General features: G+C 34.4%; 8 protein-coding genes. 5 read left to right on the forward strand and 3 right to left on the reverse strand.

Going from position 1 to position 14,610, the window contains the following annotated elements:
- Positions 1–54: 54 nt before the first annotated feature.
- The 5 genes from E0W73_RS05120 (at position 55) to E0W73_RS05140 (ending at position 8,301) form a co-directional block, all read left to right on the forward strand.
- Positions 55–1,209: a PepSY-associated TM helix domain-containing protein gene (locus tag E0W73_RS05120; RefSeq protein ID WP_135221017.1), complete on the forward strand. Its 1,155-nt coding sequence runs from the start codon at positions 55–57 to the stop codon at positions 1,207–1,209.
- Positions 1,210–1,334: 125 nt separating this feature from the next.
- Entirely contained in the window at positions 1,335–2,057 is a 723-nt protein-coding gene (locus E0W73_RS05125) for a hypothetical protein (RefSeq protein WP_135221018.1), read from the forward strand.
- Between the two features lie 242 nt (positions 2,058–2,299).
- Positions 2,300–4,576: a TonB-dependent siderophore receptor gene (locus tag E0W73_RS05130; protein WP_135221019.1), complete on the forward strand. Its 2,277-nt coding sequence runs from the start codon at positions 2,300–2,302 to the stop codon at positions 4,574–4,576.
- Positions 4,577–4,957: 381 nt separating this feature from the next.
- The gene (locus tag E0W73_RS05135; RefSeq protein ID WP_135221020.1) at positions 4,958–6,862 is read left to right on the forward strand and encodes a S9 family peptidase; all 1,905 of its coding nucleotides are present in this window, start codon (positions 4,958–4,960) and stop codon (positions 6,860–6,862) included.
- A gap of 122 nt (positions 6,863–6,984) precedes the next feature.
- Positions 6,985–8,301 (forward strand): APC family permease, encoded by a 1,317-nt coding sequence (locus E0W73_RS05140; protein WP_135221021.1) that lies wholly within the window; start codon positions 6,985–6,987, stop codon positions 8,299–8,301.
- A gap of 60 nt (positions 8,302–8,361) precedes the next feature.
- On the opposite strand, the gene E0W73_RS05145 is transcribed toward E0W73_RS05140, so the two are convergent.
- The 3 genes from E0W73_RS05145 to E0W73_RS05155 all read right to left on the reverse strand — a co-directional run bounded on the left by E0W73_RS05145 (position 8,362) and on the right by E0W73_RS05155 (position 14,610).
- Positions 8,362–10,635, reverse strand: coding sequence for a hypothetical protein (locus tag E0W73_RS05145; protein WP_135221022.1), 2,274 nt, complete (start codon positions 10,633–10,635; stop codon positions 8,362–8,364).
- A complete protein-coding gene (locus E0W73_RS05150) occupies positions 10,595–11,656 on the reverse strand; it encodes a hypothetical protein (protein WP_135221023.1) in 1,062 nt (353 codons plus the stop codon). Before E0W73_RS05150 ends, E0W73_RS05145 begins: the two co-directional genes overlap by 41 nt.
- A 320-nt stretch (positions 11,657–11,976) precedes the next feature.
- The gene (locus E0W73_RS05155) at positions 11,977–14,610 is read right to left on the reverse strand and encodes a valine--tRNA ligase (RefSeq protein ID WP_135221024.1); all 2,634 of its coding nucleotides are present in this window, start codon (positions 14,608–14,610) and stop codon (positions 11,977–11,979) included.

The following is a 14,610-nucleotide window of genomic DNA, read 5'->3' on the forward strand; positions in this document are numbered from 1 at the left end:
TAACTGACGCCTCAATTGTAAAAATTGAGGCGCTTTTAATTAGAAGTTACTGTTATGACCTTTAAAAAACTTATTCTTAAAATCCATCTCTGGCTCGGACTTTCTTCGGGGTTAATTGTTGTCATTCTGGGTATTACAGGCTGTTTGTATTCTTTTGAGGAAGAATTGCGCCCCATAGTTCACGACTATTATTACGCAGACGAGATAAAAGGCGAAAAACTTCCCATAAGCCGATTACTGCAGATTGCAAAAGAAACCAATCAAAAAAACCATCCTAGCCAAGCGCTTTCCGGGTGTAAAATCATTAACGATGATGACCGCACCGTAATGATCTGGTTTTTTGAAGAATTAGACCAAGATGCTTTTTGGTATTGGAATCGTTATCAAAGCACTTATCTATACCTCAATCCTTACAGCGGAAAAGTACAGCAACAGGAAGAATATAATTTTGAATTCTTTGTTTTTGTTCGAATGTTGCACCAGACCCTCTGCCTTAACAGCGATATTGGCGATCCAATCGTTGGAACAGCTACTATCATTTTTATAATTTCACTAATAACCGGCCTGGTGCTTTGGTGGCCTAAAAACAAACAAGCCGCAAAACAGCGTTTTTGGTTTCGATGGAAAAACACCACACAGTGGAAGAGAAAAAATTACGACCTGCATAATATTCTCGGATTTTACGCTATGATTTTTGCTCTAATTATTGCCTTAACAGGTTTGGTCTGGGCTTTTGAAAGTTATGATAAAGGCGTGCAATGGATTTTTAATGGAGGAAAAACATTTGAAAGACCCGAGCCGTTGGTGTCTGATACTACAAAATATACCAAAAATACCGCAACAGATAAAATTTTTGCTGCGACTAAAAAATCTTACCCCGATGCAGAAAGTTACTTTATGTTTATTCCGAGCGAAAAAGACTCGCTGAGAACTTTTAATACATTCATCAGATTTGAAAGCCGTTTTGACGATACCGCAGAAGAATTTGATCAGTACACAGGAAAAAAACTTAAAACCACTACCTATCAAGACAGAAACAATGGAGAAAAGTTTCGATTTATAAACTATGATCTTCACGTGGGGAGCATACTTGGTTTTCCGGGAAAAGTGCTGGCATTTTTTGCCAGTTTAGTCTGTGCGAGTCTCCCTATAACGGGATTTTATATCTGGTGGGGACGCAATAATAAAACGAAGAAGAAGAAATCATAATTCCTAGATTTTGTTAAAGATTAAAATCGGAGAAAAAAAAGCAGTTTTTTAAGTTTTATTTTAAATTGTTCTAAATAAGACTTAAGTTTGTAGAAAATATCATCTAACAATTAAAACTTGATCGTATGAAATCAAATACTTTTAAAATCATTGCTTCTTTCTTTTTGATGCTGGTTTCTTTTCCAATATTTGCACACGCCCTTTGGATTGAAACAAAACCAACCGGAACAAAAGGAAAAGTGCAGGAAATTTCGATTTATTTTGGAGAATTCTCAGATAATGACATCACAAAAGCCGATAAATGGTTTTCAGATTTAAAAGATTTCAGCCTAGTTGTCATCAGTCCTTCGAAAAAGGAAACCAAATTGACAACTAAAGCTTTAGACAACAGATTTCAGTCTTTCTTTACACCAGATGAAGATGGTGTTTATACAATCGTGATGCACCACACCGTTGGTGAAGTGTACGGGACAATGAAGTTAGATTACAACTCTAGCGCGACAGTTGTGGTTGGAAACAAAAATGCTGGAAACAGTATTGCAGCAAATTCAAATAAAATCGCTGTTTTTTCTGAAAATGCTGATATTGCTAAGAAAAACGTAAAAGTTTCAGGAGTTGCCTCTTATGATGGCGCTATTGCTAAGGAAGCAAAAATCAAAGTAATTGCTCCAAACGGCTGGGAAAAAGAATTATGGACAAATGATAAAGGCGAATTTTCTTTTACTCCTATCTGGTCAGGAAATTACATGGTAGAATACGCTCATACTGAAAAATCTGCTGGCGAACAAAATGGAAAAAAATACGATGAAATCTGGAAAATGGCTACTTATCAAATCGTAGTAAAATAATCAGGAGATTATTCCTTAAATTTTAAGTTTAAAAAAAGACCTTGCCTAAAAAGAGCAAGGTCTTTTTTTTGCTCAAAAACTAATTCATTACAAAATTAAAATAAAATTAGAAAATTATTAAGCAAATCTTAAGAAAAAACTAATAAAGGTTTAAGCAAGAAATTCCGTTTGAAATTATCTCGTAAATAGTACGTGTATCTATATTTGCAGAAATTTATTTTTATTAAATCTAAATAAATAACATGAAATATAATTTACTTTTACTATTGTCCTTAGCAAGTCTTGCGTCTTACAGCCAAGACTATACAAGTGTCGAGAATACCACAGTTTCAGATACTGTTAAAAACAGAAAAGGCGAAACTCTTAGCGAAGTAATCGTTACCAAAAACAAAGAGCCAAAACCCGTAACCGCAGTTCGTTCAGGATTAAAACCAATGGATAATCCGCAGTCTATACAAGTTATTGGTTCAGAAGTTATCGAACAGCAGCAAGCTATCCGATTGAGCGAAGTTCTCAAAAATGCCAACGGAGTTTATGTAAGCTCTGCACGAGGCGGCGCACAGGAATCTTTTTTCTCTAGAGGATACGACATGTCTGCCAATAATATGTTTAAAAACGGTTTTCGTTATAATTCAGGTTCTATTCCTGATGTTTCTGGTTTAGATAAAGTAGAATTTCTTAAAGGAGGTTCGGCGCTATTATTCGGAAATGTTGCCCCAGGCGGCATTGTGAATCTTGTGACCAAAACGCCATTATTCAAAACAGGAGGAGAAATCTCCATGCAAATGGGAAGCTACTCGTACTACAAGCCAGCATTTGATTTTTATGGAGCTCTATCAAAATCTATTGCATTTAGAATTAATGGTTCTTACGAAAATTCAGAAAGTTTTAGAGATGTGGTAAAGAACGAGCGTTTGTATGTTAATCCATCTTTGCTTTTCGTCATCAATCCAAAAACACAAATTACAGTTCAGGGAGATTATCTTACTGCTGACTGGACTCCAGATTTTGGAACTGGAATTATCGGAAAACAAATTTTAGACCTGCCGCGTAATGCTTTTTATGGATCGCTTTGGTCAAACGGAAATACAAAATCTTCAAGCGTTTCTGTATTAGTAAATCATGATTTCAATAAAAACTGGAAACTTAACTTTAATTCCTCTTTACAAAATTATAACCGAGGGAGCTACTCTACCGCTCAATTATCAAATTTAGATACGTATGCGACACCGGGTGAATGGAACAGAGGTTTGGCAAAAAACAAAAACTTGGAGCAAATTTTAGGTGATCAGTTGAGTTTGCAAGGCAATTTTAATACAGGATCTGTAAAACATCAGATCTTTACTGGCGCCGATTGGGAAAATTCATTTGCGACTGCTTACACTTACACATTTGATGAAAAATATGTGCAAACTGGAACCAAAAACGGACAGCCTGTGTACGGTCCAACCTTATATGACAAGATAAATCTGTTTACTTTTGACCCAAGCACTCAAAGAAACGATATTCCTGTTACCGACAGAGCTACTCAAATTGCCAAAACAGAAACCAATCGTTTTGGAGTTTATTTCCAAGATTTTGTCTCGATTACAGAAAAATTCAAAGTATTGGCCGGCATCAGATGGTCTTGGCAGGAAGCTGAAGTAACGACTTACAAAGAAACATACGTTGGCGGAAAACAAACAGTTGCTCCCGAAAATGCAGTTCCGGTAATTACACCAAAACGTTTAGACAATGCTTTCTCACCAAAAGCGGGATTGGTTTATCAGCCTTTAAAGACGGTTTCATTGTTCGGAAGCTATTCGACATCATTTACTCCAAATACTGGTACAACGGCTGATTTACAACCTATAAAACCTTCTATAATCGACCAATACGAAGCGGGAGTTAAAACCGATTTCTTAAACGGATTGCTCAGCACAAACGTAACTGTTTATCAAATTACGAACAGCAATCTGGCTCAAATGGCAGAGTTTAAAGCCGATGGAACACCAAACACGGATACCAACGTTAAAGTTTTGAGCGGTGAAACTAAAAGCAAAGGAATAGAAATTGATGTGAATGCTAGACCTATAGATGGTTTGAGTATTATTGCCGGTTACAGCTACAATGATATGCGTTATACTAAAACTTCTGGACTAAACGGAAGTTTTATTGAAGGTAATCGCGTGGCTAGGACTCCTCAAAATACCGCTAACTTAAGTTTCTTTTATACGGTTCAAGAGGGTTTCTTAAAAGGCATTTCTCTCGGAGCGATCGGAAATTACATCGGAGACAGAATTGGAGGCTGGAACAGTCAGTACGATTCGACAAGACCGGGTGGCATCTGGGACAGGGAAATTCCGTTAAAAGGATACACTACAATCGACGCATCTCTTGGATATACGTGGAGAAAAATCTCTATTCTTTGCAAATTATCAAACATTACAAACGAATTAAATTATACGGTTCACGAAAATTACAGTGTCAATCCGATCGCACCTCGTCAAATTATGACAAGCCTGCGTTACAAATTCTAAAATTTTGAATTAGATTTTAAACCTGCAAAGCTTTTTCTGTATTCTATAAAAAACAGAAAGAGCTTTGCCTTTTTACGACAAATTCTAATTTAACAATAAATAAACCCGTTGGGTGTATTAAAAAATAAAAGCATTTTAACACATAGAAGCATCGTTTTTTGTGCCGAAAAAAGAAAATGGAAGAAACAAGTTTCCAAACATAGCTAAACTATGTGCATTTAGACTAGTGAAACGCCTTTTTTAAGTTTAGTTAAATCTATGTTTCTATGTTTGAAAATATTTCACCCAACGAGTTAAATAAGATTTTTTCTACTTCTTTAAATGTTTTTTATAAATTTGATTATCATCAATTGAAAATCAATAATTTAAAACCATTTACAAATGAAAGAAAAATTTATGTTATTTGGTCTTTTTTCACTGCTAGTGCTTCAATCGTGTAAAAAAGAAGAGAAAAATCAGGAAGCAAGAATGCCAATACAATATGCCGTAGAAGATTTTTATGACACCAAATCAATCGGCGGCGCTGGGTTCAATAAAGACGAGACCAAAATCTTAATGAACAGCAACGTGACCGGAATTGCTAATCTCTACGAAATAAACATAGCCGACACTACCTCAGTCGCGCTTACGAAATCTACCGTAGAAAGCAATTACGCCATCGATTACCTTCCCGAAAGTTCAAAATTTATTTATTCTTCTGACAAAGGCGGTAATGAAAACGCTCATCTTTACTTAGCGGACAGAACCAATGCCGCTCCCAAAGATCTTACTCCCTGGCCCAACAGCACCAATAATTTTATGGGGTGGAGCCTTGACAAAAAAAATATGTATGTAAGCAGCAACAAGCGCAATATTAAATATTTTGATGTCATAAAATTGGATACGCTTACTTGGAAACCTACAGTTTTATACAAAAACGAAATGGGATACTCGCCTTACGCCATTAGCAAAACCGAAAGATATATTGCTCTTACAAAAGAACTTACAACCGACACAAACGAATTGTACATTTACGATAACAACACCAAAACAACCAAAAAAATCAGTACGGCAAAAGCGGCAAACTATAATCCGATGGTTTTTGAAAAGAATGACAGCATTCTGTATTATGCTACAAATCTGGACAGTGAATTCAGTTATCTGGTAAAATACAATTTGAATACCGGAAAATCTGAAAAAGTTTTTGAAGATAAATGGGATGTCAGTTATATGAATTTGAGCGAAAACGAAAAGTATCATGTCATTTTTATTAATGATGACGGGAAAAACAAAGTTTTGCTTTTTGACCATAAAACTGGAAAAAAAATAGATTTCCCCGACCTAAAAGACGGTGATGTTCAAAACGTAATTATCTCCAACAGCGAAAACAAATTATTGCTCACAGTAGGAAGCAGTACAAGTTCTCCAAACCTATACGTTTACGACATTCCTAAAAAAGAATTAAAGCAGCTGACCTCGACCATAAGCAAAAAAATTGACCAGAACGACCTAGTAAAAGCAGAAGTTGTCCGTTTTAAATCTTTTGACGGAAAAGAGATTCCTGCCATTTATTACAAACCGCTTCAGGCATCAGAAAACAATAAAGTTCCGGCTTTGGTTTGGGTTCACGGCGGTCCAGGAGGGCAAAGCCGAATCGGATATTCAAATAGTATTCAATATCTCGTAAATCACGGTTACGCAGTGCTGGCGGTTAACAATCGCGGCAGCAGCGGTTACGGAAAAACATTTTACAAATTAGATAACAAAGACCATAGCAATGGCGATTTAAAAGATTGTATCTGGGGTAAAAAATGGCTGGCAGAGCAAAATTATATCGATCCAAATGCTATTGGCATTTATGGCGGAAGTTATGGCGGCTGTATGGTTTTGGGCGCTTTGGCCTTTCATCCTGAAGAATTTAAAGTTGGCGTTAATCTTTTTGGCGTTGCCAACTGGCCAAGAACCTTAAAAAGCATTCCGCCTTACTGGGAATCTTTCAGAACGGCTTTGTATGATGAGCTAGGAGATCCTTACACTTCAGACAGTATCCGTTTAAAAAAGATTTCGCCTTTATACAATTATCAGAAAATCAAAAAACCGCTTTTGGTTTTTCAAGGCGCCAATGACGTAAGAGTTCTTCCGATAGAAAGCGACGAAATAGTTGCCGGTGTCAAAAAAAATGGCGTTCCAGTAGAATACATTGTTTATCCTGACGAAGGCCACGGTTTTCAGAAAAAAGAAAATCAGATTACCACCTCTAAAAAAACACTCGCTTTTCTGGACAAATATCTAAAAACAAAAAAATAAAATCTTTTAATCCATTAAAAACCTCATTCCGTAAAAGAATGAGGTTTTTGTTTTCTTTAGGAAACTGTTCTAAAATGGCTATTTTTGCACGATATATTCCGTAAACAATAAATAGCGTTTTAATGTCCCATACCAAAAACAATCAATTAAAAACAACACTTGGCCTTAGTTTTAATATTGCCGTATTAATCGGTGGTACCATTGGGGTCGGAATCCTTCGCACTCCAGGAGCAATCGCAGGGCTTTTAGACAATTATTGGCTGATTATTTTTTCATGGATTTTTGGTGGCTTGTATGTTTTAATTGGCGCCAATTTATATGCCGAATTGGGTGCCATGCTCCCAAAAGCAGGAGGTTCTTACAATTATATCAAAAGGGCTTTTGGCGACTATGCAGGTTTTCTTTCTGGATGGTTTGATTATATTACCAATGCAATTCCGCCTGCTTTTTATTGTATTGTAATCAGTGAATATCTTATTATATTATTTCCAGAGCTTAAAAATTATTCCACTATTATGGCCATTTCGCTCTTAACTGCTTTCGTATTAATTCATTTAAGCGGTGTCAAAAACGGAAGCGTGATCCAGCAGATTACCAGTTTCTTAAAAGTTATTTGTTTTGTGGCTTTGGTTACAGCCTGTTTTATGCATGCCGGAATTGAAGTTCCGAAAATTCAAACCGATAATTCGTTTTTTCAAATTGGTCTTTTATTTGGATTTTTTAAATCATTGCAGTTAATTATCGGAACTTACAACGGCTGGAACAGCGTTAGTTTTTTTGCTGAAGAAAATGATGATCCAGGAAAGAACATTCCGAAATCACTTTTCAGCGGTGTCATTCTGGTAGCTGTTATTTATACTTTGGTAAATATTGCCTTTTTTCATGTCTTGCCGGTTGAAACTTTGGCGAAATCAAATTTGGCTGCTGCCGATGTGGCTAAAGTTCTTTTTGGAAAAAACGGCGCCATTATAGTAACTGTAATTTCTATCTTTTCTTTAATCAGTATTTTGAATGCTTTTATGATGATTCCGCCGAGAATTCTTTACGGATTAAGCCGTGACGGATTTTTCATCAAACAGGGAACTGAAGTAAACAAAGGCGGAACTCCTGTTACGGCCTTATTGGTTTCTTCTTTTTTCAGCTTGTTCTTAATCATATTTGTCGGATCCTTTGAGGTTTTATTTTCTTTTGCCGCTTTTATCTCCATTATTGTCTGGGGATTGGCATATGCGTCACTTTTAAAACTAAGAACCAAAGAACCAGATTTAGAACGACCATATCGCTCTTTCTGGTATCCTTGGGCCGCGATTATTGCTATTTTGGCATCAATTGGTTTACTGCTCGGATTTATCTATAGCGACCCTATAAGTTTTCTAGTTATTTTGGGAATTACGATTGTTTCGTATCCTGTGTTTTGGGTTTTGAGGAAGAAAAAGTAAGTATGCGTAGAAAAACCTAACAGGTTTTAAAAACCTGTTAGGCTTGATCATAAAGCAAATCTATCTTCTTGCTTTAAAATAAGATTCTAAATTTTCACATCCTGAAAGATCAGAGCTATATGTCGAAAACTCTTTAGCTACTTTTTTTGAGTTTGAATATTCATTTTTTTCAACATAATCCATCATACGCAGACAGAGTGCTTTAAATTTATCTGTTTTTGCATTTTGATAGGCTAACTGATAAAAAGCAATTGCTTTGACTTTGTTTCGATATTCTATTTCATCAATATACGATTCGTTTAGGTAACTGCTTTGATAGCCGAAACTATTATAACGGCGCATCATCCAAGAGTTTCCATTATTTGACATATTGTAGTAGCAGTTTGCCAAAAGAAAGTAATAATAATCCCGATCTTTTGTATTTACATTATTTGCTAAATTAAGGTACTTAATAATCCGCTCCGTTACTGCAAGCTTGGTTACAACATACTTTTCTTTATGTTCAATAAAAGAATCGGTATATTTAAAATCATAAAACGGATTTTGATCAAAAACATAATAATCTCCATATTCTCCTCTTTCCCAAGCATTGTAATTGTCATCCCAATATTTTTTATCTAGAGACTTAAAAACGGTTAAAGCATTACTCAACTGATTTTCTCTCAGGTATTTTGTTCCTAATAAATCTTTAAGATAATCTTTGTCTTTCAGCAATTTGACATAAATTATTTTTTGAAATTCTGTATAAGAGTCTTTGTCTAATCGATCAACAATTATTTGCAGATCTTGGGCAGAATAAACAAAATCCAGATAGTCAAAATAACGTGAAAACTCTTGTAAGTTACCAGAAGTTTTTAATCGGTTACTTCTCCATTCTACATCATTTGAATCATAAGTTTCCTTTGCTGTTTCTTCAATTAAAGACAACAAAGCTAATCCATCAGTAATATTTCCTCTAAATTCTAATTCTCTTCCTAAAGCGAAAATAAAACGTGGATCATCCTTGTATTTTAAAATAATACTTTCAATTTCAGGTTTAATAAATGCTTTTCCATTTTCCTGATTTGCAGTAATACAGAGCGCTTTTATTTTTTCTATTTCTCCCGTTATCTTTTCAGATTTATGTTCTTTTTCAAATAGAGAAATGTTTTTTAAACAGTCGCTATAATTTCTTGTAATAAATTGTAAATTAATTTTTGAAGCTTCCCAAACAATAGGATTTTGTGTTTTAGCAACATCTACCGTATTTATAAAATCTAAAACTTCTTTTGCATACAATCTATCGTTTTCAGAGCGATTGCGTAAAGTTTCAGTTGTGACTTTGACTTTATCATTCCAAAAATCAACATAATTTGTTGTTGGGGTATAATTGGTATAATAAGGCGTGTAAACCCAATCTTCAATCTTATTGATTTCGCGCAAAAGCAGAAAACCTAATATTTGAGACTGTGGATTGTTTTTATAAATTTCTCTCAGGTAGTCAAGATTTTTATCTACCTTTTGAACAGATGCATAAGCATAAACATTGGCTCTTTCTTCTTTGTTCTTAACATATTTTAAGGCTTCCTCAATTTTAAAATCACGATGAAAATAATAGTAACTAGCGTAACTTTTTTCTGGAGAATACGCCATTAAATTAGCCACATCAACCATATATCCCGGATTTTCTTTTGTAAAAGTGTAAAAGAACAAACTCCAATAGTACAAATAATCTCTTTTGCTCTTATTGAAGTTAGATTCAAAAACTGATTTTATAACATCTTTTTTTCCCGAATAATAAGCCAGTCTTATCGTTAAAAAAGCATACTTTCTTTTAAAATATTGATTTTGTTCTTTATTGGTAGCTTCTACCATTTTGTCTAATAATTCAAATTTACCTCGATTATTTGACTCTTCGTTTCTTTCCCAAACATCTTCTGTATCACTACTAACCATTTCGCAACTTTTTGCCATTTTAAGGTAAGTAATTGCGGTTGTTTTATTGTTTTGATACAAATATTTAATAAAGTCGTTATCACTTTTAGAATGAATATCCGTGTATGATAAATTAAAATTAAAATCTTCAATAGCATCAATTGAAACTTTTTTGTTGGTGTAATTATACCAGTCTGCTATGTTAGAATCTATATTCAATTTATAATCCTGCGGATTTCTGCCATAATCAAATCCCCATAAATCAGCATTGTAAAAAAATGATTTGTACTGATAATAATTAAAATAATCAGGTTTAAACAGACAATACCTTACATCTTCCCCATACGGAGAATAACCACATGCAAAACTGTAGAAGCAACTACTTACTAAAAGCGCTGTAAAAACTAGAAATCTCTTCATTTTTGTATTTTTTTAAAGTACTATTGCCTAAATGAAACAACGAAATTGTAGTTGTGTCGTCTAATTCTACATTTTTCTTAATAATAGAAATTGCTTCCTGAAGTGTCTTGGTATCGACTTCTTCAATTTTTAATTGGTCGCCCTTTTTTAAATAATATTCATATTCAAAAGTGTAATCTTCAGTCATCTCATACCACATCGGTTTAGTCTGTTTAGTAATGCCACTTATATCTGCCGAACTAAAATCAACTAAACCTGCAAAACGATTATTGTGATACCATAACGTCCAATAAAAAACAGGCAATGCAATATCCAAATGCACTGGATAGCTTCTTTTTTTATCCAGATATGATTTCAATTCATTTATATCTAAAATTGAATTTTTATCCGATTGTGATAATGGTTTTATCAAGTTATAACACATTAACATCGCTTTATCTACAGGTGGAACTCCCATAATATCCGGATATTTATACGGATAAAGTCTTAGGGTACAACTAATTTCCTTTTTTGACAATTCTTTTATCTTTTTCAATAAATAAAAATATTTGTCTTTTGTTGATTTTGTCCAATCACAATCAATTTGAATTTCAGAATAATCAAAATTAATTTCCTCATTATTACCATATCGATAACGTTCTTTGCGGTATTTGTTTATCAGAAAAACAATATTATCTGCAAGCTTATCCAATGACTTTTCATTATTGTATTGAAAAATCTCATTCTTGATAAAAATAGTAGGAACAACATTTACAGAATCTAAATCCCGGAAGGTATATTGATCAGGATTATTTTTTTGATAAGGAAAATTTCCCATCGTTTCGCTGTAATCTACTTCAAAAAGTTTGTAATAGATTTTCTTTACCTCCAATTTATTAAGCTGACTACTTGTTTCAGTACTAAAAGAAGATCCGCTTTTCCAGTAATAGAAAGCTCTCTCTATATTTTTAACTTTATTTTCCTTATTAGAACACCCCAATAAAAAACAGAAAGCAAACACAAATAAAAGATATTTTTTCATTGTAAAGACGTTTTTTGTTTTAACGTAAAATCGTACTAAATTTATATTTTTTCGAGATACAAAAATCAAAAAACTTAGACTATTTTTTAAAAAAATGGGGTATATAAAAACAATAAATCGGATTATCTATAAAAAGAAAGACAATACTTCTGTAACGGGGAATCACACTCGAAATTCCACAATAAAAATCGCCAATCTTTGTTGAGTCACTAGTGTGATTCCTCGTTCCTCGGAATGACAAACTGTATGTATAAAACAACAAACCCGACAGGTTTTTGAACCTGTCGGGTTTAATTATATAATCAAAACAGAGATGACTCTTATTTCAAACCAGCCAAACTCTGCTCAATTGTAGCAATTTTTGCCAAGGCATCGGCTTGTTTTTGCTTCTCTAAATTAAGCACTTTCTCTGGAGCTCCGTTTACGAATTTCTCGTTTGAAAGCTTTGCTTCTACCGATTTCAAGAATCCTTTTGTGTAATTCAATTCTTCTGTCAGTTTTGCGATTTCTGCTTCAACATCAATATTTCCAGTAATCGGAATGAAATATTCATTTGATTTTACACGGAAAGACAATGCACCGTCTACTTTTTCTGAAACATATTCGAAAGCCGAAACGTTTCCTAATTTGGTGATGATTGAATCGAAATAAGTAGAAACATTTTCGCTGTTGATTCCTTTTAATTCAATTGCATCTTTAAACGGAATATTTTTGTCTTTTCTGATGGTTCTGATTCCAGAAATCACTTCGATAGAATTTTCAAAATCAGCGATTAATTTAGCATCAAATGATTTTATTTCTGGCCAAGTTGAAACGATTAAAGCTTCTTCTGGAGTTCTTTCAGCGATTAACTGCCAAATTTCTTCCGTCAAGAAAGGCATAAACGGATGCAACAACTTCAAATTGTTTTCTAACATTTCAATCGCTTTCGCGAAAGTTACGCTGTCAATTGGCTGTTGGTAAGCTGGTTTGATCATTTCTAAGAACCAAGAACAGAAATCATCCCAAACTAATTTGTAAATTGCCATTAATGAATCTGAAATTCTGTATTTCTCAAAATTATCTTCAATGTCAACTAAAGTTTGTTGCAACTTGGCTTCGTACCATTCGATTGCCACTTTTGATGATTCTGGTTGTGGAATAGTTTCTGAAACTTCCCATCCTTTAATCAATTTGAAAGCATTCCAGATTTTGTTTGAGAACGCTTTTCCTTGACTGCATAATTCTTCATCAAACATAATATCATTTCCTGCAGAAGCACTTAAAAGCAATCCTACACGAACTCCGTCTGCACTGAATTTATCAATCAAATCTAAAGGATCAGGAGAATTTCCTAATGATTTAGACATTTTACGGCGTTGTTTATCACGCACTAAACCAGTTAAATATACATTTGTAAATGGTTTTTCGCCCGCATATTCATAACCTGCAATGATCATTCTCGCCACCCAGAAAAACAAGATATCTGGACCTGTTACCAAGTCATTTGTTGGATAATAATATTTGAAATCTGGACTTTCTGGATCCATAATTCCTCCAAAAACAGACATCGGCCATAACCATGCAGAAAACCAAGTATCTAAAGCATCAACATCCTGTTTAAGGTCGCTTGTTGTTAATTGTTTATTGTTTGTTGCTTCTTGCGCTAATTTTAGTGCCTCTTCGATGTTTTCTGCAACAACAAAATCTTCTTTACCGTCACCATAATAATATGCAGGAATTCTGTGTCCCCACCATAATTGACGAGAAATATTCCAATCACGAATATTGTTTAACCAATGTGCATACGTGTTTTCGAAACGTTTTGGGTGTAATTTAATATCTCCTGTTTCTAAAACCGATTTAATGGCTGGTTTTACCAATTCTTCCATTTTAAGGAACCATTGGTCTGATAATCGTGGTTCGATTACGGCTTTGGTTCTTTCAGATGTTCCAACTTTATTTAAGTGTGTTTCTGTTTTTGCTAAAGCACCGATTTCTTGAAGTTCTTTTTCGATTTCCTTACGAACTACAAAACGGTCTTTTCCTTGATAATGTAATCCGAAGCTGTTTAAAGTAGCATCTTCATTAAAAATATCAACGATTTCAAGATTGTGTTTTTCTCCCAACGTTTTATCGTTCATATCGTGTGCAGGCGTTACTTTCAAACATCCTGTACCGAATTCAACATCTACATATTCGTCTTCGATAATCGGGATTACTCTACCGCAGATTGGAACGATAGCGCTTTTACCTTTTAAATGTGTAAAACGCTCATCATTCGGATTGATACAGATGGCAGTATCTCCGAAGATAGTCTCAGGACGTGTTGTTGCAACCGTCAAGAAATCTTCGGAACCTTCTATTTTATATTTTAAGAAAAATAATTTTCCTTGTTGTTCTTCGTAGATAACTTCTTCGTCAGAAAGAGTCGTTTTGGCTTCTGGATCCCAGTTTACCATTCGGTAACCTCTGTAAATTAATCCTTTGTTGTATAAATCAACAAAAGAACGAATTACAGATGCAGACATATCTGGATCCATTGTAAATTTAGTGCGTTCCCAATCGCAAGAAGCACCTAATTTCTTAAGCTGTTCTAAGATTGTTCCTCCGTATTTATCTGTCCATTCCCAAGCGTGTTTTAGGAATTCTTCACGGGTCAAGTCGTTTTTATTGATTCCTTCTGCTTTTAATTTTGCTACCACTTTTGCCTCAGTAGCAATAGAAGCGTGATCTGTTCCCGGAACCCAACAAGCATTGAATCCTTTAAGACGCGCTCTACGAATTAAAACATCCTGAATCGTATTGTTCAACATATGTCCCATGTGAAGGACTCCAGTGACGTTTGGCGGTGGGATTACAATTGTATAAGGTGTTCTATGATCTGGTTCTGAATGAAAATAGTTGTTTTTCATCCAGTAATCATAACATTTGTTCTCAATCGTCTTAGCGTCAAATTGTGCTGGAATTGTCAT

The organism is Flavobacterium foetidum, from assembly GCF_004634245.1.
Taxonomy (GTDB): Bacteria; Bacteroidota; Bacteroidia; order Flavobacteriales; family Flavobacteriaceae; genus Flavobacterium; species Flavobacterium foetidum.